Source organism: Shewanella acanthi, from assembly GCF_019457475.1.
In the GTDB taxonomy this organism is placed as follows: domain Bacteria; phylum Pseudomonadota; class Gammaproteobacteria; order Enterobacterales; family Shewanellaceae; genus Shewanella; species Shewanella acanthi.
The window spans coordinates 2,752,921-2,771,957 of sequence record NZ_CP080413.1 but is presented as its reverse complement, the minus strand read 5'-3'; the positions used below and the strand labels follow the sequence as shown (position 1 = coordinate 2,771,957).

The 19,037-nt window shown below is 45.8% G+C and carries 19 protein-coding genes; 10 read left to right on the top strand and 9 right to left on the bottom strand.

Features of this window, described 5'->3' with window-relative positions:
* Positions 1-46 precede the first annotated feature (46 nt).
* Both K0H61_RS12070 and K0H61_RS12065 read left to right on the top strand, forming a co-directional pair.
* The gene (locus K0H61_RS12070) at positions 47-1,018 is read left to right on the top strand and encodes a PstS family phosphate ABC transporter substrate-binding protein (RefSeq protein WP_220049552.1); all 972 of its coding nucleotides are present in this window, start codon (positions 47-49) and stop codon (positions 1,016-1,018) included.
* A 431-nt stretch (positions 1,019-1,449) separates the two neighbouring features.
* Positions 1,450-3,258: a M1 family metallopeptidase gene (locus K0H61_RS12065; protein ID WP_220049550.1), complete on the top strand. Its 1,809-nt coding sequence runs from the start codon at positions 1,450-1,452 to the stop codon at positions 3,256-3,258.
* Positions 3,259-3,850: 592 nt separating this feature from the next.
* On the opposite strand, the gene K0H61_RS12060 is transcribed toward K0H61_RS12065, so the two are convergent.
* Positions 3,851-4,336, bottom strand: a complete 486-nt coding sequence (locus K0H61_RS12060) for a glutathione peroxidase (RefSeq protein WP_220049548.1) — start codon at positions 4,334-4,336, stop codon at positions 3,851-3,853.
* Between the two features lie 150 nt (positions 4,337-4,486).
* Between K0H61_RS12060 and K0H61_RS12055 the strand changes: the two genes are divergently transcribed.
* The 3 genes from K0H61_RS12055 to K0H61_RS12045 all read left to right on the top strand — a co-directional run bounded on the left by K0H61_RS12055 (position 4,487) and on the right by K0H61_RS12045 (position 7,147).
* On the top strand, positions 4,487-5,857 hold the full coding sequence (locus K0H61_RS12055; RefSeq protein ID WP_220049547.1) for a magnesium transporter: 1,371 nt from the start codon (positions 4,487-4,489) through the stop codon (positions 5,855-5,857).
* Positions 5,858-5,923: 66 nt separating this feature from the next.
* Entirely contained in the window at positions 5,924-6,427 is a 504-nt protein-coding gene (locus K0H61_RS12050; RefSeq protein WP_220049545.1) for a GNAT family N-acetyltransferase, read from the top strand.
* A gap of 165 nt (positions 6,428-6,592) precedes the next feature.
* Complete coding sequence (locus K0H61_RS12045; RefSeq protein ID WP_220049543.1) at positions 6,593-7,147, top strand: YfaZ family outer membrane protein; 555 nt, start codon at positions 6,593-6,595, stop codon at positions 7,145-7,147.
* Between the two features lie 64 nt (positions 7,148-7,211).
* Here K0H61_RS12045 and K0H61_RS12040 read toward each other — a convergent pair whose 3' ends face one another.
* From K0H61_RS12040 to K0H61_RS12020, 5 genes are all read right to left on the bottom strand, one after another.
* Entirely contained in the window at positions 7,212-8,069 is an 858-nt protein-coding gene (locus tag K0H61_RS12040; RefSeq protein ID WP_350355044.1) for a DMT family transporter, read from the bottom strand.
* A gap of 440 nt (positions 8,070-8,509) precedes the next feature.
* Positions 8,510-8,668 carry a small highly charged protein gene (locus K0H61_RS12035; protein ID WP_220049542.1) on the bottom strand — a complete coding sequence of 53 codons (159 nt, stop codon included), beginning with the start codon at positions 8,666-8,668 and terminating at the stop codon, positions 8,510-8,512.
* 276 nt (positions 8,669-8,944) lie between these two features.
* Complete coding sequence (locus tag K0H61_RS12030) at positions 8,945-10,333, bottom strand: RsmB/NOP family class I SAM-dependent RNA methyltransferase (protein ID WP_220049541.1); 1,389 nt, start codon at positions 10,331-10,333, stop codon at positions 8,945-8,947.
* Positions 10,334-10,499: 166 nt separating this feature from the next.
* Complete coding sequence (locus tag K0H61_RS12025; RefSeq protein WP_220049539.1) at positions 10,500-11,168, bottom strand: glutathione S-transferase family protein; 669 nt, start codon at positions 11,166-11,168, stop codon at positions 10,500-10,502.
* 45 nt (positions 11,169-11,213) lie between these two features.
* Positions 11,214-11,840, bottom strand: coding sequence for a glutathione S-transferase family protein (locus tag K0H61_RS12020; protein ID WP_220049538.1), 627 nt, complete (start codon positions 11,838-11,840; stop codon positions 11,214-11,216).
* Between the two features lie 152 nt (positions 11,841-11,992).
* Here K0H61_RS12020 and K0H61_RS12015 point away from each other — a divergent pair, with 152 nt between their 5' ends.
* A complete protein-coding gene (locus K0H61_RS12015; protein ID WP_220049536.1) occupies positions 11,993-12,580 on the top strand; it encodes a TetR/AcrR family transcriptional regulator in 588 nt (195 codons plus the stop codon).
* 70 nt (positions 12,581-12,650) lie between these two features.
* Here K0H61_RS12015 and K0H61_RS12010 read toward each other — a convergent pair whose 3' ends face one another.
* On the bottom strand, positions 12,651-13,346 hold the full coding sequence (locus K0H61_RS12010) for a DUF2461 domain-containing protein (RefSeq protein ID WP_220049534.1): 696 nt from the start codon (positions 13,344-13,346) through the stop codon (positions 12,651-12,653).
* A gap of 351 nt (positions 13,347-13,697) precedes the next feature.
* Here K0H61_RS12010 and K0H61_RS12005 point away from each other — a divergent pair, with 351 nt between their 5' ends.
* The 3 genes from K0H61_RS12005 (at position 13,698) to K0H61_RS11995 (ending at position 16,199) form a co-directional block, all read left to right on the top strand.
* Positions 13,698-14,261 carry a PhnA domain-containing protein gene (locus tag K0H61_RS12005; protein ID WP_220049532.1) on the top strand — a complete coding sequence of 188 codons (564 nt, stop codon included), beginning with the start codon at positions 13,698-13,700 and terminating at the stop codon, positions 14,259-14,261.
* A 268-nt stretch (positions 14,262-14,529) separates the two neighbouring features.
* Entirely contained in the window at positions 14,530-15,543 is a 1,014-nt protein-coding gene (locus tag K0H61_RS12000; protein WP_220049530.1) for a succinylglutamate desuccinylase/aspartoacylase family protein, read from the top strand.
* Between the two features lie 35 nt (positions 15,544-15,578).
* The gene (locus tag K0H61_RS11995) at positions 15,579-16,199 is read left to right on the top strand and encodes a fumarylacetoacetate hydrolase family protein (RefSeq protein WP_220049529.1); all 621 of its coding nucleotides are present in this window, start codon (positions 15,579-15,581) and stop codon (positions 16,197-16,199) included.
* Positions 16,200-16,244: 45 nt separating this feature from the next.
* On the opposite strand, the gene K0H61_RS11990 is transcribed toward K0H61_RS11995, so the two are convergent.
* Entirely contained in the window at positions 16,245-16,496 is a 252-nt protein-coding gene (locus tag K0H61_RS11990; protein ID WP_220049527.1) for a hypothetical protein, read from the bottom strand.
* A gap of 307 nt (positions 16,497-16,803) precedes the next feature.
* On the opposite strand from K0H61_RS11990, the gene K0H61_RS11985 reads away from it, so the two are divergent.
* A complete protein-coding gene (locus K0H61_RS11985) occupies positions 16,804-17,238 on the top strand; it encodes a DUF3224 domain-containing protein (protein ID WP_434086588.1) in 435 nt (144 codons plus the stop codon).
* Between the two features lie 103 nt (positions 17,239-17,341).
* On the opposite strand, the gene pfaD is transcribed toward K0H61_RS11985, so the two are convergent.
* Positions 17,342-18,994, bottom strand: a complete 1,653-nt coding sequence (gene pfaD, locus K0H61_RS11980) for an eicosapentaenoate synthase subunit PfaD (protein WP_220049525.1) — start codon at positions 18,992-18,994, stop codon at positions 17,342-17,344.
* Positions 18,995-19,037: the final 43 nt, after the last annotated feature.

Sequence of the window (19,037 nt, the reverse complement as noted above, 5' to 3'; positions counted from 1 at the left end):
GAAAAACTTGAGTTAGAAATTAGTTAGCTTATTACTGGAGCACATAATGAAACTGAAAAAGCTTGTCGGCGCGATGACGATTACAGCCGCTGGTGTATTCTCTACAGCTGCAATGGCAACTGTTGATCAATCTCTGCCAACCTATGAAAAAGCAAGTGGCGTATCCGGCAACCTGTCTTCTGTCGGTTCAGATACCTTAGCTAACATGATGACGCTGTGGGCTGAAGAATTTAAACAGATGTATCCAAACGTCAATATCCAAATTCAAGCTGCCGGTTCTTCTACCGCGCCTCCAGCGTTAACTGAAGGCACTTCACAATTCGGTCCTATGAGCCGCAAGATGAAGCCTAATGAAGAAGAAGCCTTCGAAAAACACTATGGCTATAAGCCAACTGCTATCCGTGTAGCGATCGACGCATTAGCCGTGTTTGTACACAAAGATAACCCAATCAAAGGGTTAACCGTTGAGCAAGTGGATGGTATTTTCTCTTCTACCCACAAATGTGGTAGCACGGACGTCCAACGTTGGGGTGACTTAGGTCTGGACGGTAACTGGTCTGCGAAAGATGTACAGTTATACGGTCGTAACTCAGTATCGGGAACCTACGGTTACTTTAAAGAGCATGCCCTGTGTAAAGGCGACTTTAAAGCTAACGTGAACGAGCAACCAGGTTCTGCTTCTGTTGTGCAATCTGTATCTCAATCACTGAACGCTATCGGTTACTCTGGTATCGGGTACAAAACTGCTGGCGTCAAAGCCGTGGCGATTGCGAAGAAAGGTAACGAGTTTATCGAAGCAACCGCCGAGAACGCAGCAAACGGTACTTATCCATTATCACGTTACCTCTACGTTTACGTGAATAAACAACCAAACAAAGATTTAGCGCCGATGGAAAAAGAATTCATCCGTTACGTGCTCTCGAAGCAAGGTCAGCAAGTGGTTGAAAAAGATGGGTATGTCACTCTGCCTAAAAGCGTAGTGGCTAAAGATTTAGAACAAGTAGGCATCCGTCTCTAGTCTAAAATAATCATCCTAAAGGGTCTCTTCGGAGGCCCTTTTTGTTTTGCAGACTAAAATCTGAGGGAAATCAGACATAAAAAAAGCAACCTAATCAGGTTGCTGTAAATTCCAAGTTGGAATTTTTGGATGGTCGCGCTAGAAACCATCGAAGGGAGAATGATGATGAACAATGAAACCTTGCAGAGAATCTGTTCATAATATCTGACCAGAGGCTTTAAGATTAGTTCAGCATTTTTAAGAAAATAAATAAAATTTTTAAATAAGTGAACTTGCCTGCTGTAAAGTGCTGAAATTATTTAGTTTTATTATTTCATGTAAAATACACTATTGAACAATACCTCTATCTATAGCATCAGGATTCTATTTGCTACTCACTCTCGCCTCGGTCGATAATAGCTAGAAATCATTTCAATAAGGTTAACTAGGTTATGACGTTAGGCAGTACTGGCAGGATGAGCAGCACACAATGGGATCTAAATCGTGATTACCATTCCTTTGCCAATAGCGACCAAATCCAAGTGACTCATCTATCATTGGATTTGAGCGTTGATTTCGACACTCAATTAGTAGCGGGCAGTGCGACGCTATCGCTGACTTATTTAGATGAAAAGGTGACTGAGCTATGGCTCGATAGTCGCGAATTAAAGATTCAATCCGTTGTCACCGAGTCAAATCAAGCATTAGCTTTCTCGTTCACAGAGACGAGCGACATCCTAGGGCAGAAGCTGTGCATTCAATTGCCTGCTAGCCATTGCACCCACATCACTATTCAGTATCAAACCTCACCAAGTGCACAGGGCTTACAGTGGTTAACGCCTGAGCAAACTGCGGGTAAACGGTTACCCTATTTATTTAGTCAGTCACAGCCGATCAATGCTCGCAGTTGGCTTCCACTTCAGGATACGCCGAAAGTGAGAATCACCTTTGATGCTAAAGTCACAGTGCCTAAGGGCATGCGCGCAGTCATGAGCGCGATGAATCAACCCGACACACCGCTTGAAGGCGTATTTCAGTTCGAGATGGAAAAACCAATCCCGACACATTTAATGGCATTGGCGGTGGGGGATTTAGCCTACCAAGCCATTGGCCCTCGAAGTGGTATTTACACTGAGCCCAGTATGCTCGCCGCCGCAGTTGCAGAATTCAATGATACCGAGCACATGATAGATGTGGCCGAATCTCTGTTAGGTGCATACGCTTGGGGGCGCTATGACATGATTATTCTGCCGCCGAGCTTTCCCTTTGGTGGAATGGAAAATCCCCGTTTAGCTTTTTTAACGCCAACATTAATTGCTGGCGATAAGAGTCTCGTTTCCACCGTTGCCCATGAACTGGCTCATTCTTGGACCGGTAATTTGGTGAGTAACGCAACTTGGCGCGATCTCTGGTTAAACGAAGGCTTTACCACTTATTTTACCAATCGGATTGTCGAGGCCGTTTATGGCAAAGAGCAGGCAGAATTGGAGTGGGTGATTGAATTCGGTCGCTTAAAAGAGGAAATGGCAGTATTACCAATCGAAAGGCAAACCTTGCCCGCCAATGTGCAGCTAAGTGATCCTAATCTGGCTTTTAACCGATTTACCTACGATAAGGCTTCCATGTTTGTGCACGAGCTTGAGTATCGTCTCGGTCGCTCCGTTTTTGATAAGTTCTTATTTGAATACGTTGAGCACTTTGCCTTTAAGGCCATTACCACAGAGATGTTTGTCGAATACGCTAAGCAGGCATTAGTGGCAAAGCATAGCGATAAGATCACCGAAGCCGAATTGTTGGAATGGATTTATGGTGAAGGTTTGCCTCAAGGTTTTTGTGGCCCGACATCCCAAAGCCTAGATAAAGTCGAGGATGCATTGCAGAAGTTTTTACAGGGCTTCGCGGCCAACAAACTCGATGTAAAAGGTTGGCGAGTGCACCATTGGCAGTATTTTCTGACCCAATTACCTGAAGTTTTATCTCAAGTGCAACTGATGGATTTAGATGACACTTTTAAACTAACTGAATCAACCAATGCTGAAATTGCCTGTGATTGGTTTAGGGTTGCGATCCGTAACCATTACGATCCGGTATTGCCTGCGCTTAGTGCGTATTTACAACGTATTGGGCGTGGCAAGTTTGTACGCCCCTTATATGCGGAATTACAAATTGCTGGATATCAGACCGAGCTACGTGACATCTACGCCAAAGCGAGGGCGGGTTATCATCCCTCACTTCAAGTGCAATTAGATCAGAGTTTGTAAGGGTAAATTGGGCTAAATCGAGAATAAAAAAATGGCAACCAAAGGTTGCCATAAAGAAATCAAATTAGGAGACAATGGAATATATTGCGCTAGCGTATTCGATTGTTTCCCAAAAGGGAGATGATGATGAACGACCAACCAATTAGATAAATGACGTAAAACTAAAATTGTTTCATAGAAGCAAGTGACTAATCTAATACACTTAATTCTTAACTACGCTAAATCCAATCCGTTAATCCTTACGTTAAATCAGACTGGTCACTTTTAATAAAGTTCATCCCAATGCATAAAATTATCAGAAAATTTTTAATTAATTTTGCTTATGAGTTTTTACTAACGTTTATTGCAAAGTGATTGAACAATTGTATTACATACAAAGTGTCGAGATAAAAAAAGGCAACCAATCGGTTGCCTAGTGACCTATTCCTAGGTCAAGGGGGCTGCGCTAGAAGCCCCAGGGAGAATGATGAACATGAAAAAGACATTCGCTGTTCACTATATTTGAGGGAACGATACGGTTAAAGTTCCATCGCATTTCTAAAAAAATTGAATTAATTTTTAAAATAATAAAATTCAGTTAGATACGAGCTAATTATTTTAAAAGTTCAGCAATTTTTGCGCTAATGGCTTCGGGTTTAGTTGTTGGCGCGAATCGCTCAACCACTTCACCCTGACGATTAATTAAGAATTTGGTGAAGTTCCACTTAATGCCTTGGGTGCCTAACATGCCTGGAGCCGCTTTTTTCATAAATTGATAAACGGGATGGGCGTTTTCACCGTTGACTTCAATTTTAGCGAACATCGGAAAACTAATACCGAAATTGAGTTCGCAAAAACTTTGTATGCCTTGCTCATCGGCTTTTTCCTGGGCACCAAATTGATTGCAAGGAAAACCTAAAACCACAAATCCTTGATCTTTATATTGTTGATAGAGTTCTTCTAACCCTTTGTATTGAGGTGTAAAACCACAGGCACTGGCAGTATTAACCACTAACATTACTTTACCTTCGAATGTGGAAAGCGGGGTGGGTGTGCCTTGAATATCAGTCGCGGTATGTTCAAAGATTGTGCTTGCCATTGTTAACTCCTTAAATGTGATAATTCAGCATAGTGAATATATAAGTTACAAACAATATATTTGTGTGCAAGGTATTTTGCGGGTTTGCCAAATATCTCAAATATCCATATAGTTACGCTAAATTTTTTTAAGCAGCAGAAGGGCCTTTACGTGACTGAGTATGAAGCCGAATACGAAACCAATACTCAAGCCGATGTAGGGCAAGTCGTTCAACAACTTACAGAAGTTGAAGGGGAAGAACAGGCTGAAGTTTTCAGTGAAATTTTAGGGGAGGCGGAACCTGGTACCATCGCCCTCGCACTGGAATCCTTGCCCTTAGATGAGCGTTACGAGCGTTGGCAACAGGTTGAATTTGGCGAGCGAGTCACGGTTTTAAGCTTAATGCGCGCCGATCCTCGGATGGGGATCCTAAAGCAGATGCCCGACAATGAGGTGGATCTGCTGTTTGCTCAATTGAGTCCTGAGGATTTGATTGAGTGGAGTGACTATCTCCCCGAGAGTTTTACCGATCGCGCGCTGGCACAAATGGGCGAGCGTCAACGTCAGCGCTTCGAGTTATATGATCAATATTCTGAGAACGAGATTGGTCGTTATACCGATCACCAAATGTTGGTGCTGAGCGACAAGGCGACTGTTGCCCAAGCGCAGCGATTCTTTCGACGGATTGAACTCGATTGTAACGATAATCTGTTTATTGTCGACGAAGACGATAAGTACCTTGGCACCGTTAGGCGCTACGATATTTTTAAGCATGATCCTGATGAGTTATTAATTTCCTTACTCTCCGAAGATAGCCGTGCCCTAATGGCCGATACCACTTTGCTCGATGCCGCAGAGGCGATTGAACATAGCCGAGAAATTGAATTGCCGGTTATTGATGAAGAGGGCGAACTCATTGGCCGAGTGACATTACGGGCCGCAACGGCGCTGGTGCGTGAACATTATGAAGCCCAGTTAATGGCAACGGCCGGTATGGATGAATCCGACGACTTATTCGCCCCCATTGTGAAGGGGGCGCAGCGCCGCGCCGTATGGCTTGGGATCAATTTACTTACCGCATTTTTAGCCTCGGCGACTATTGGTTTATTTGAGAATGTGCTTTCACAGGTGGTTGCCTTAGCGGTATTGATGCCAATTGTTGCCTCCATGGGCGGGATTGCTGGTAGTCAGTCGTTAACACTGATGATCCGCGGTATGGCAATGGGGCAGATCTCGGCGGGTAACTTGTTCTCCTTAATGAAGAACGAGCTGGGGATTGGCCTCGTTAATGGCACGCTGTGGGCTATTGTGATTGGTATTGTTGCTGGCTGGTGGTTTGCCGACACTACTATAGGCATTGTCATCGGCTGCGCGATTTTAATCAATATGGCGGTGGCGGCATTGGCGGGTGTGTTTGTGCCGATGATTTTACAGCGATTTAATCAGGACGCGGCACTTTCCGGTTCGGTGATCTTAACCACAGTCACCGATGTGGTGGGTTTTTTCACTTTCTTAGGTTTGGCGACTGTGCTTTATCTGTGATGGGTATAAGCATTGTTAGATACTGGATAACTCGGTTTGAGATTGGGCGTGAGAGTCGTGTGATAGATGAATAGGTTTCAGTACGTGCTGTGTCAAAACGATGCCGAATTAGCAGCAGCTGCTCAGCTGATAGAGAACCGTGATGATAACGCCCACCCGCTAGACCATAGCGTATTTGCTCGCTCAAGGGCGGTTGTCCTAGCTAAAAACCTTCAAGGGGAGATTGTTGGCTGCGCCGCAATTAAAGCGGGCGAGGGCATAGTTGGCGAGCTTGGCTATTTGGTCGTTGCGCCACTTTATCGACGTCAGGGGATTGCTCAGGACTTGACCCTCAAGCGTATCGAAGTCGCTAAATCCTTAAATATCAAATTGTTGTTTGCTACTATTCGCGACGAAAATACTGCCAGTCGAGTTAATTTGCTTAAGGCGGGATTCCGGTTTTGGCGTAACTATCTCAGTATTCGAGGTACAGGTAATACCATAGGTTGGTTTTACTTAGCCCTTGATCCTCAACTTGATATTGAGCGGATGATGCTTAATCTGGTGGGGGATCGCGTGCAGGTTAAATAAATGTTTTAAAATGGACGCTTATTTGATCTTTTTATGTTTGGTTTTTATATTAATTTGCTTCAAAAATCCTCAATTACTTTCTGTTCAGCTCAAAATCAGCAAATTTCTTCGTTTTATTCGGTATGATGCGCGCCATTAACCCATGGTCATTATGAAGGTGTTTTTATGGCTAAGTTCAAACTAGCAAGTGTCTTATTATTGGGCGCAGCCGCGCTACAAGCGAACGCAACGGAATTAAATGTTGGACTGAACAACGATGTAGTGCTGACGGAGTTAGAACTGCAAGTTGATAAGGATATCAATGGGGTATTAGGTTACACCTATTCTGACGATAGCGGCCATATCGCATCGGGTGCACTGCACATGACCTATGATGCTGGCGTACATCACTTCGAAGTGGGTGGTAAGTTAAGTCAATTGTGGTCTTTCTACACTCCTAACGGCAGCACCATCTCTGTGGGCGGTCGTTATGCGCTGACGCTAAATCAAAATATTTCCTTGCATGCTGCGGCCTATTTCGCGCCATCAGTACTGTCCTTTGGTGATGTCGATGGCCAGTATGAGCTTGATGCGAAGGTGCAATACCGCCTGAAACCAAACATGGCATTCTATGTGGGTTACCACAAAATTGGTTACGACTACGATCATGACCGTTATGCCCACGAGCATAACTTCACATTTGAAGACGGTGTGTATATTGGCGGCAAATTCCGCTTCTAATCACAAAAGCGGTCTCGTGTAGCACCAAAGAAAAACATTGTTTATTGATAAAAGCCGGCGAAGGTTACCTTTGCCGGCTTTTCCATCTGGACTTAAGTTCACTATAACTTGGCAAAATGGATGAAAAAATCACCAATAAAATGCCAATAAAGACCAATAGGCTAATGCTTTCATCTAAGAAGCACCATCCTAAAATTGCCGCAAAAATCAGCCCTGTATATTCAACGGGGGCCATTTGGCTGGCATCGGCGCGTCGATAGGCGTGAATGATGCAGTAGGTCATGCCGACATAAAAGAGGCCTAGAGTTAATCCCACTTTGGCGACAGGCAGGCTAAATTCGGCGCCCTCATACCAAGTGGCCGGAATTAAAAACACCATGGCAAAGGCATTCGACCAGAATAGGGTCGAGAAGGGATGCTCGTGGGTGGAATAGGTTTTAAGGATCAAACTATTCAAGGCTGTAGTCATGGCGCCGAAAAAGGCTAAACCAATATAGAGGTTAAATTCGGTCGGTTGCGAGATAAGCAAAATCCCCGTAAAGCCGATAATCCCTGCCACAGTACGCCGATAACCTATGCGCTCCTTTAAGAATATTGCTGACAGTACCAGTAGCATTAGCGGAGAGGTGTAAATCACCGCGGTGACGGTCGCGAGTGGCAGATGCAATACTGCCAGCATAAAAATGGCATTCCCGAGACCAATCAGCAGCGCTCGGCTTAAGTGCACTTTATAGAAGGGACTGATTTTTAAATTGCCCTGCAATCTCCAGACAAACGGCAGCACCAGCAAGGTGGCAAATAACTGACGATAAAGCACTAGTTGAAACACGGGCGCACTGGTTTCAAGCAATTTTACTAAGAGGTTACCGCTAGCAATCATTAACTGCGCGGCTAATATCAACAATAATGGAGGTGCTTTTATCACGAAATGGTTACCACTAAAAAGTAGGGCGCTATAGGGATTTAGGGCTTGGCTTTATCGAAAAATACTGACGATTAACAGTCATCGTTTATAAAAGCGTCATGGGTTGTACTGATGTGGCTCGAGGCCAATTGCATGATTGCGGCATACCTTCACTCAGTTTCGGTTTCAAGGTTCCAGATTTACCTCCTATATTCTAATCAATTTATGAATGAATAACTTGAGCTTATGCAATTTAATTTTGCGATTGCTTATACAGGGAAAATAACTCAGCAAGTGATTTTGCGCTGGTAAATTTAAGAGTTTTCAAGTGCAAATTGAGGAGATATGTTGAAATAAATTAGCAAGTTGGAGTTAACCAACTTGCTGTAATTTGACAGGCTTTATGAGCCGTTAGGGATGAGCGAGAATTTGCGAGGGCAAATCAGAGTTGCAGGTGATTATTTGGTTTTATATTGGTAAAAATCCACCTCTGAGTCATCCGAATAACGACGCTTGGTGTCCCTGCGACGTTGTTTTACGCGTTTGTTCTTTTGTTTACCTTTAACGTGATCGCCCCATGGCGCATCATCGTCGTCAAATTGATAGGAGTGTGACATGGTCAAAATTCCAAAAATACCTGTGCCATTTGTAGCACTCGATCTTTTTACCCAAAGGAAAGGGTAAGCTAAAGCGAAATATTTCTTCGCTGATGGTGAAAAGTTTTGTCCAATAAGCTCCTTTTAATACATGCAATTAGGACAAAGCGCTTAAATTAATGGCGTATAAAATTATCTTATTGATAAATAATGAGTAAAAATAACTGAAAGAGATGTTATGGGAAGGGGCGCTCTTAGAGCGAGCGCCAAGTTCTAATAAAAAAGAAGGAGTTAGGACTAAAGCTTACGCTGCATTCGCGCAACAAACATCCCATCGCTGTTAGCTTCAAAGGGCCAGACGGTCAACATTTCTGTTTGTTCACCGGTAAAGGGGTGCTTAACAGGCACTAGGCTGAATTCGCTGTGTTGCTGTAAAAATGCCTTCACGACGTCTTCGTTTTCAATGGGGGACAGCGAGCAGGTGGCATATACTAATGTGCCCGCAGGTTTTACCGCCTGGCTACTGCGACTCAAAATATCGAGTTGCAGTGCAGCTTTATCGGTAACGGCTTCGACTGAATCTAGCCAGCGCATATCGGGATTTCGGCGCCAAGTGCCAGTACAGCTGCAGGGGGCATCCACTAACACGCCATCGAAATGCTTGCTTGGCACTGGTAGGGCATCACTCTTCCAGCGGGCGACTTGAATACCGTCGAATTTGGCCCGTGAAGCGCGTTTAGTGAGTTCCTCCAACGCATGGGAGCGAATATCTGAGGAAATAATTGAGCCCGAGAGTTTAACCTTCTGCGATTTGGCTTCAATTTGCATTAATGAGCGCAGTTGCAATGTTTTTCCGCCCGCGCCGCTGCAAGTATCCCACCAATTATCGGCAGGTTTTGGCGCACAGGTTTGGCCTATTACCTGGGAAGCTAAATCTTGGATCTCAATTTTTCCGTCTTTATAAAGCGAGATTTCATTAAGGTTTATGCTTTTAGAACCGAGGCTTAAGGCATCATCAAAGTAATGACCCGCACTTGCATCAATCCCCAACTGCTGCAATTGAGTTACCGCGCTTTGGCTGCTGATGCCTTGAGCACGTCCCCAAATCGGTGGGCGACTGACCATGGCTTCGATCAGTTGTGCTTTACGTTCTGGTGCAATAGGGCACACATCCCAAAACCAGTTAGGCAGTAGATCTTCAAGCGCAAACAGCGCACTCGGGAAGAGTTTTTGGGCAAGAGCTAACTTGCCATCAAGACTATCAACATCAAGGGATTGAAGCGCTTCAAAGTCCGTGCTTAATTGGGCTAATTCATGCCAAGCCTTAGCGATATCCTGCCAAGGGTGAGCTTCGATTAATGCGGCGGCCGAGAGCTTGGCAAAGAAGCTGCTAATTTGGTTATCTTCTAACTTTTTAAACCAACCCCACCAACGAAATAGGCTAAATAGCGATTCGCGGATGACCTTGCGATCCTTTGAACCGTGCTTTTTATGTTCCCTAAAGTAGTTGGCAAGTACGCGGTCGGCGGGTTGCTTGCTCGAGAAAATGTCATCAAACAATTGCTTAATGGTATTTGCGTAGCTTAGTGCGCGTTTTTGTGAAGGGGTGTGAGTATCCACATTTAAGCCCATAGCTGAGGATGTATCATGAGTCGTTGGTTGAGATAAGCTGGTTGGATTGCCCATAAAAGTAGCCTGATTAATGTCTCGGTAACTCGCTAAGCTTAGGCTTTGCGCGACGGAGTTGTGCCAAAAATGGTGCAGAGTGTAGCAGTTTTACATCTTACTGGCAGTAAAAAGCCCCAAATGACGTTGAGTCTTTGGGGCTTAACCTTGTTTTTAAACATTAATACTATTTAGTCACCATCTTTTGGATTTGTTTCGCGCGCTCTTCGTCACTGAGATTCGATGGCGGCGGCGTGACAATGCCCTTCTGACAGGCGGGTCTTTGGGCTAATTCGTCGAGCCAACGCTGAAGGTGTGGTAATCCTTGCATATCCACACCGCTCCACTCGTGAATACGTACCCAGGGCCAAGTCGCGATATCGGCGATGGTATATTCATCCCCCGCGAGATATTGATGTGTGGCTAATTGGGTATTCATTACCTCAAACAGACGGCGACCTTCCTTTTGATAACGTTCAATGGCGGCGGGGATTTTTTCAGGAAAGTAGCGGTAGAACACATTCGCCTGACCCATCATGGGGCCGACGCCACTCATTTGGAACATTAACCATTGAATGACCTGCGATCGTTTTTTCGCATCAGTTGGCAAAAACTTCCCCGTTTTTTCAGCTAAGTAAAGCAGAATGGCGCCTGACTCGAACACTGTGAAGTCATCGTTATCGCGGTCGATAATCGCAGGGATGCGACCGTTGGGATTGATGGCGAGAAACTCAGGTTGTTTCTGCTCATTGCTGGTCAAATCTAGCTGATGCACACGGTATTCTAGGCCCATTTCTTCCAATGCGATGGAAATCTTAAAGCCGTTGGGTGTTGCGGCTGTGTATAAATCAATCATTTCATTCCCGTTAATACTGTAAGTTAACAGATTGGATTAACAAGCTTAGTTTTTAGGAGTCAGTGACAGTACCGCTGGGCGCTGGGCAATTTTTTGATACCAAGCATGGATATGCGGCAGATTACCTTCGGTGTGGATCTCAAGGTTTTTGATAAAGCTAATAAATACAAAGGCGGAAATATCGGCGATGCTGAAGTTTTCGCCAGCAACATAGGGGGATTGTGCCAATTGGTTTTCCAATGTTGGCAGAAATTCAACGACACGCTTACGTGACTCTGTGCCCCAGGCTTCGACACAGGTTTCACGGTCTTTATAGACGCCCGTCAGGTTTCTAAAGGCTTGAAAGCCCGCGGTGATCCCTTGAAGTTCGATGATGCGTTGCCACATTTCAACCTTAGCACGCTCCAGTGGCGAGTTACCAAAGAGTGAAGTTTCGCTTGGATGAATTTCTTCTAGATAGCGGCAAATGGCTACGGATTCACATAGGTAGCTGCCATCGTCGAGTTCGAGCAGGGGAATACGGCCATTTAAACTTTTGGCTTTAAATTCTGGGCTAAGGTTTTCGCCACCACGAATATCCACATGAACCCTTGGCACTTCTATACCTTTTTCGGCAAGGAAAATACTCACACGGCGCGCACTCGGGGTTGGGGCTAATTCATAAAGCTTCATGCTGATTCCTTTGTTGTATCATCTGGTGCAATTAAATTGGGCTTTAACTGAACGTTCGGTTAGGATAAAATTTACGTCATATCTAAACGGTCAGTCAAGAATGATTTTGTGCCGAAAAGGGTGTTATTTAGGTATTAAGTGGATGGGTAATCATGGCGCGAACGTGCAATTTTGATAGGCAGGAAAAATTAACCCAGGCGATGGATCTTTTCTGGCAAAAGGGCTTTGCGCAAACCTCGATTGCCGATTTGGTCGACCATTTAGGGATTAACCGTTTCAGTATCTACAACAGCTTTGGCGATAAACAGACTCTGTACCGCGAGTGCCTGCGGTTTTATCTCGAGCATGTGTCCTTTGGAGCGCAAGATAAGCTGCTTCATCAAGAGGCGGGAATAGCTGAATTAAAAGCGTATTTGAGAGGTTTTATCGATGTTCAGCGGGAGCAAAAATTTGGCTGCTTTATGCAAAATGCCATCCTTGAGAAGTGTCTCGACGATGATTGCGTTCAGCAGGAATGCCAGCGTTTGATGGCGCAGTTACAACAGCGCTTCATCCAAGTGTTAAGCCATAGTCAGGCTAAAGGCGAGCTTTCCCAAACGTTATCGATTAAGGACATTGCCGCGTTTCTGGTGCTGCAATTACAGGGGATCCGAGTACTGGGTAAGGCGGGGGAATACGCCCTTCTAGATAATGCCTATTCGGTATTAGAGGCTTATTTAACGAGCCTGCAGCGGCCTTAGTAAGCCGCTGGCATCGCTTTAATCAGTTTGGTTTAATGACTTAATGTAATGACTTAACTCATTTCGCACATCAAAAATCCAGTTCAAGTGCAAAGCAGAGATAGGCCATCAATTGGCGGCAATGGCTAAATTCCTTGGCTAGCACACTTGCAGCATCCTCTTGGCATAAAAGCGAAAAATCGAAGGGTTTAACTGCAATAAAATCTTTTCGTTTAAGTTCACTAAGCATTGGATGATGCTTATCAAATCCCTTAGGCGGCCGAGTTAAACTGTCGCCATCCATCTGAAATCCATGCGCTTCAAGACAGGCTTTGGCCTTTTTATAGCTATTGGGGTTTTCATCGAGGCAGGTACGAATGGCACTGAGCGCCTTGGATTCGGGATGCCACATACCCGCAGCAATAAAACAACCATCGGTTGCAATATGCAAATAGAGGCCTGGAGCATGCACATCTTTGCCCTGAAAATGGCGGAATTGGATCCCGACATTGGTCTTATAGGGCGTCTTATCGTGGCTAAAGCGGCTGTCCCGTTGCGGGCGCATCAAACTGCCACCCACCTTTTTGGCGACTGCCGTTAGCCGCGGTGAAATGTCGAGAATAAGGGGCTGAATTTGCTCAATCAATTTAAGGGCAGGGCTTCTTACCTTGTCTTCGTATTCTGCTTGATGGGTCTTAAACCATTCTCTGTCATTGTTCTGACTTAAGCGGGTTAAAAAATCTAGGCAATCGTTTGAGAAGGGAGCGTTAGAGGTTTGGTTAGCCATGTGAAATTGTCCGTATTTTGGCGCGCAATCTGTAGATTTTAGGTGGGATCTTATATTGCAGAGTCAGCACAGGCGAGTTGTTTACTTAAAAACGGCTTAAAAAATAGGATTATTTGAAAAGGTGAGTGTGCTTTAGTTCACAATTAAGTGAATCCTCTTTCTTTGTACACTGTTGTATGACTCGCAATAGGGGCGATATTAGAGATTGATTAATAAGGACAAAATTTTAGATAGCCGATCACAGTTTAATTTTTATGCTTAGATAAAGTAGGGATATTTGTGCTAAGCCCCTGCCGTGTATAGTGAATTTATGGCATAATTCGTTTTTTATTAGGTATGTAGGCGCAAAAAATGACTGAAAATGAATTGCTAAGTCGCTGCGGTGGCAAATGTGAACTCTGTGGGAGTGATGTTGAACTCTCTATTTATGACTTACCCGCATCGGATGGCCGCGAAAACGAGATCATGATTTGCGAAACCTGCAGTAGTCAAATTGCAGCACCAGATACTATGGACATGAATCACTGGCGTTGTCTGAACGATAGCATGTGGAGTCCAGTTCCTGCGGTGCAGGTGATGTCCTACCGTATGCTGAAGCGCTTAAACAGTGAAAGCTGGGCGCAGGATCTGCTCGACATGTTGTATTTAGAAGACGATCTAAAAACATGGGGCGATGCAGAAGCCGCAGCGGCCAGTGAAGATACACCACCGACCTTAGACAGTAATGGCGCGGTGCTAAACGCTGGAGATACTGTGGTGATCATCAAAGACTTAAACGTTAAGGGCACCAGTTTTGTGGCTAAACGCGGCACCGCGGTGCGCAATATCTCTTTGACTAACAATCCAGAACATATCGAAGGCCGTGTCAATGGCACTCGTATTGTGATTCTGACTTGCTTTGTGAAGAAGTCTTAAGTTCTCCTTCCAAATTCGTATCTCAAAAACCGTCCCATACAGCATGGGACGGTTTTTTTATGGGCATTTTTTTCCTAAGAGGAACAACATAGTCTGTCATAATCAGCAAGCAGGGCTTTAAGCCGTTTCATCACCTATGGCATTATGTACCCCAAAGATTTAGATTTAAGCCTTTGATTAGGATTAGTTTGCTCGGTATGTTTGTTTCTAAACTGTCTCAGTTTTAAGGGGAAGCGGGCATTGGGGCAAAGTGCATCAGGGAGTCTCTATGGCAAAAAAACGTGAAGCATTTGAACTGGCTGGGAATAAGGTCAGTGCCGGGACTCAGCTGGGGATAAAACTGCCCGCCGCAAAGCTGTATACCGATACCCAACTCGATATCTATGTCGAAGTTTTCCACGGCTTAAAACCCGGGCCAATCCTGTTAGTTTGCGCCGCAATCCATGGCGATGAACTTAACGGTATCGAAATTTGTCGCCGCCTGCTTGTGCGGGTGAATCCTAAAAATCTATCGGGTACCTTAATTGTGGTGCCGATAGTCAATGTCTTTGGTTTTATTCAGCAATCCCGTTATTTGCCCGACAGACGCGATCTTAACCGCTGTTTTCCTGGCTCTGGTAAGGGGGCGCTGGCAAGCCGTTTAGCGAATTTGTTCGCAACGCAATTATTGGTACATGCCACCCATGTGATTGACCTTCACACTGGTGCTATTCATCGAGACAATCTGCCGCAAATTCGCTGTGATACCACTGATGAGACTATGCTCGCCATGGCCAATGCCTTTGGTGCGCCGCTGATCATGCACTCAAAGGCGCGCAGTGTATCGATGCGAGGCTATGCCAATCAGCAGGGCATTCCGTGTATTTTGTACGAGGCGGGTGAAGCATTACGTTTCAGTGAGTTATCGATTAAATCGGGCCTTAAGGGCGTACTCAATGTGATGCGAAGCCTCAATATGCTTAAGGGGCGAGTCAGTAATAAGGGCGGTAGCGTAAAAGCCATTCGCAGCTATTGGGTTCGCAGCGAATCCGATGGATTAGTGAATATGAAACTTAAACTCGGCCAGCGGGTGAATAAGGGCTACATCATCGCCCATATTGTGAGCCCACACGGCGGCGACAGCGTCGCGATTCGCGCGCCGACCGATGGCATTATTATCGGCATTAGCAATATCCCCGTTACCAATGAGGGGGAAGGCATGTTCCATATCGCCCAATTTGAGGGGGATGAAATTGAGATGGCAAACGAGCAGCTCGATGAATTCTTAATGGAATATGCGTAAGTACGCTCTGTATTCCACCACTTTTAAGGAATGAAATGAAATCAGTCTTGACCCCAGAAGGTACCGTGAGCCCGAGTAAAATTCTCTGTATTGGTCGAAACTATGTGGACCATATCCACGAGTTAGGTAATGAAGTGCCTGAGGATATGGTGGTGTTCCTAAAACCTAATTCGGCGCTGTCAGACACCCTCAACAGTCACCATTTAGAGGATGTGCTGCACTTTGAAACTGAGCTGTGTTTCATGTTTGAGCAAGGGCGTTTTAGCCATGTGGGCATTGGACTCGATCTCACAAAGCGTGAGCTGCAAAACAAGCTTAAAGCTAAGGGATTACCCTGGGAAAAAGCTAAGGCCTTCGATGGTGCGGCGCTATTCAGCCCCTTTGTAGCCATTAAAGATGCCAGTATGCCATTTGAATTTGAATTAAAAATCAATGGTGAAACTACGCAGCTTGGCCATGCGGATTTGATGATCTATAGCCCCGCCACCATCTTAACTGAGCTGCAATCGATTTTTAGTTTAGAAGATGGCGATATAGTCATGACGGGCACCCCTAAGGGAGTTGGGGTTATTCCTGCCAACACGCTCTTTGAGGTGAGTTTAAGAGGCGGAGAAACCAAAGCGCCGCTGCTTGAGTGGCAATGGCAATCTAACTGATTGTTTAATTTGTTTTAGGTGAAAAAGAAGCGCGAGTGCAATGGATTATTGCGCTATCGCTTCCATATCCAGTTCGATATCCGTACAACCTTTAGCGCAATAAATGCCCGCCAGTTGCTCCGCCTTCACCTGCTCGGGCAGTATCACTTTTAGTGATTGTTTACAGCTGGGGCATTGGGCGGCTTGTCCCTTCAACACACGTTTGATCAGGTTTTTTTGTTCATTAAACGACGCAGCTGTGCTCTTATTTAATACGCCGAAGGGATTAGATGGTGTGCTGGTATTTGGGTTTGTCATGGAATTGTCATTCTTCCCGCTGAAAATCTGATAAAGGTAGCAATAAGCTTGACCTAATGCTGGGATTATACCCCGAGCATGCAAGGTTTAAAAATGGCAATTTACCCGCGTTTACTGTATTGCGTAACTAGTTGTGTTATTTGCTTTTTTAAACCCTGAACTAAGTTGATTTAACTTGATAGCCTTAAAGCGCATATGTGGTGGCGAGTAGGTGATTCGAAATAAGCAATGGCTCAGAGTCTGTTGGGGGCTTGGGAAGTGAATATCTCTTGATAATGCCAATTAATAACACGATAAGGAGAGTGTCATGGATATGACCAATGCAGATATCACTAAAGTCAGCGGGACATTCGAGGTAAAGCTTGAACCACACTCTGCCTATGCAACGGGTGTGGGCGGGATGAATCTTGGCCGCATGACCTTAGATAAAGCCTTCATAGGGGAGCTCGAAGGGCGCAGCCAAGGGGAAATGCTAAGCGCCATGACCGCGAAAAAGGGCTCTGCAGGCTATGTGGCGATAGAGCAATTTGTCGGCAAACTTTGTGGTAAGCAGGGCAGTTTTGTGTTGCAACACTTTGGCATTATGACCGATGGTCAAAACCGCTTGCACCTTGAGGTTATCCCTAACTCTGGGGCGGGGGAATTAACCGGACTCTACGGCAATATGGCCATCACCATCGAAAATGGTCAGCACTTCTATGAATTTAGCTTCAGTATGGCCAAGGAAGAAGAGCCCATGTGATAGGTTTGACCTTAAGCGCTGGGTGAGTATTTCATGCTTAGCAACAATAAAACCAGCCGCAGCTGGTTTTATTGATTATGGTATCTTAAAACTGATACAACAGTTAGCAGCGCTGTAATGGTTTCCAGCGTTGCAGGCTCACAGGAATTGTCACTCCTTGGGATAACAACAGGTTAATTCGCGCCTGATAGGCGGCGCCGAGCATTAAGTGTTTCGCTAAATCGACCGCATTTCGCTCGCGGTAATCGTCTAAGTAGCTGCCCTTGGCCCAGGCATTAAAGGCGCCAAGTGCAGGACCAGCCCAAATTTGATAATCCATTTCACGGCCGATTTCGCCCGTGTTTGACCAGCGGCTCGAAAGACCCAAATACCAGCGGAAAATCAGTGCCATCTTGCGTTTTGGATTATCCAATGCGCGCTCGATTTGCTTAGGATCGCGCTCATTAAAGTGGGCAACCGTGCCCGCCCAAATTTCATCTAGGGATGCGCGAAAAACCTGCTCTTCAAGCTTTTGACGCTCATCCAAGGGGATGGCTTCGATTGAGTCATAGCGGGTGTAAATCTCATAGAGTTTGTTGGCCCGCATAGGGAACAGGGTGCCGCGCTTAACGACTTGTAATTTAACGCCCATTTCGAACATATCGGCGGCTGGCGCCATAGTCACATCGGCCATTTCCGTGGTCGAGAGTAACTTACGGGTATGCTCGCTCGCGCCCGCTTCGACGCAGGCTTGGTTAATCGAGCCTGTGACTATGTAGGCCGCGCCCATGTTGAAGGTGGCGAGCGCCGCATCGGGCGTACCGATACCACCGCCCGCACCGACGCGAATGGGGGTTTTGTATTGGTATTTGGCTTGGATTGCATCCTTAAGGGCCAAGATGGTGGGCAGCAAAGTAACCAGTGGGCGATTGTCGGTGTGACCACCGGAATCGGCTTCTGCGGTAATGTCATCGGCCATAGGCACTGATTGCGCCATCGCCATTTGGTCTTCGCTGATAAGCCCTTCATTGACCAATTGCTGCAGCATTTTGACTGGAGCTGGCTCCATAAACTTAGTGGCGACTTCGGTGCGGCTGATTTTCGCTATCACTTTATTGCCAATCACAATCTCGCCATTGGCATCGCGGCTTAACCCCGCGGCGCGGTAGTAAACGATTTGCGGCGTTAAGGCGAGGAAGGCGGAGGCTTCAACCGTGCGCACTTTATGCTTGAGGAATAGCTCAACGCTACCACGCTCTAGGGCGGGTTCGCTCGGGCTGTGAATTAAGTTAAAGGCGTAAGGGCCATTGGGTAGTGCCGCTTGAATGCGGTTAATGGCCGCTTCGACTCGAGATGGGATTAGTCCCGCCGCGCCAAAGGAGCACAATATACCTGCTTGCCCTAGGGCGATAACTAGCTCTTCCGAGGCAATACCATTGGCCATCGCGCCCGCGTAGTAGGCGTATTTTACTCCATGCACGCGGCGAAAATTACTGTCACCTAAGCTTTGGGTGCCAAGGGCGGGGGCGAAGGCGCTCACTGGGTGCCATCCATGATTTGACTCAAGTTCCTTAGCACTTTGAGGCTCAGCAAGGCCGACAACCTCGGCGCTTTGGGCAATGCCTAAGCCCTTTTCGGCATGATTGACCAAGTAGCAGGCCTGATTGAGATCTTTGAGTTTTTTACTTAACGTTTCGGCATCGAAGCTAATGGCGGCATCGCTCACCTGCCATGGCCAAGGACTGAGTTTATTGTTATCGAGTGTTGCGTTTGTCATGTTGGGCTTTTCACTTTTGCGTGTTTGGGGCCTAAATTGTTAT

Bases quoted from the DNA above. Each gene is read 5' to 3' on its own strand.
- K0H61_RS12050 (WP_220049545.1), top strand. From the start codon at position 5,924: ATGAATAGGTTTCAGTACGTGCTGTGTCAAAACGATGCCGAATTAGCA.
- K0H61_RS12025 (WP_220049539.1), bottom strand. From the start codon at position 11,168: ATGATTGATTTATACACAGCCGCAACACCCAACGGCTTTAAGATTTCC.
- K0H61_RS11990 (WP_220049527.1), bottom strand. From the start codon at position 16,496: ATGACAAACCCAAATACCAGCACACCATCTAATCCCTTCGGCGTATTA.
- K0H61_RS12065 (WP_220049550.1), top strand. From the start codon at position 1,450: ATGACGTTAGGCAGTACTGGCAGGATGAGCAGCACACAATGGGATCTA.
- K0H61_RS12005 (WP_220049532.1), top strand. From the start codon at position 13,698: ATGACTGAAAATGAATTGCTAAGTCGCTGCGGTGGCAAATGTGAACTC.
- pfaD (WP_220049525.1), bottom strand. From the start codon at position 18,994: ATGACAAACGCAACACTCGATAACAATAAACTCAGTCCTTGGCCATGG.
- K0H61_RS12030 (WP_220049541.1), bottom strand. From the start codon at position 10,333: ATGGGCAATCCAACCAGCTTATCTCAACCAACGACTCATGATACATCC.
- K0H61_RS12035 (WP_220049542.1), bottom strand. From the start codon at position 8,668: ATGTCACACTCCTATCAATTTGACGACGATGATGCGCCATGGGGCGAT.
- K0H61_RS12000 (WP_220049530.1), top strand. From the start codon at position 14,530: ATGGCAAAAAAACGTGAAGCATTTGAACTGGCTGGGAATAAGGTCAGT.
- K0H61_RS12045 (WP_220049543.1), top strand. From the start codon at position 6,593: ATGGCTAAGTTCAAACTAGCAAGTGTCTTATTATTGGGCGCAGCCGCG.
- K0H61_RS12015 (WP_220049536.1), top strand. From the start codon at position 11,993: ATGGCGCGAACGTGCAATTTTGATAGGCAGGAAAAATTAACCCAGGCG.
- K0H61_RS11995 (WP_220049529.1), top strand. From the start codon at position 15,579: ATGAAATCAGTCTTGACCCCAGAAGGTACCGTGAGCCCGAGTAAAATT.
- K0H61_RS12010 (WP_220049534.1), bottom strand. From the start codon at position 13,346: ATGGCTAACCAAACCTCTAACGCTCCCTTCTCAAACGATTGCCTAGAT.
- K0H61_RS12070 (WP_220049552.1), top strand. From the start codon at position 47: ATGAAACTGAAAAAGCTTGTCGGCGCGATGACGATTACAGCCGCTGGT.
- K0H61_RS12020 (WP_220049538.1), bottom strand. From the start codon at position 11,840: ATGAAGCTTTATGAATTAGCCCCAACCCCGAGTGCGCGCCGTGTGAGT.
- K0H61_RS12060 (WP_220049548.1), bottom strand. From the start codon at position 4,336: ATGGCAAGCACAATCTTTGAACATACCGCGACTGATATTCAAGGCACA.
- K0H61_RS11985 (WP_434086588.1), top strand. From the start codon at position 16,804: ATGGATATGACCAATGCAGATATCACTAAAGTCAGCGGGACATTCGAG.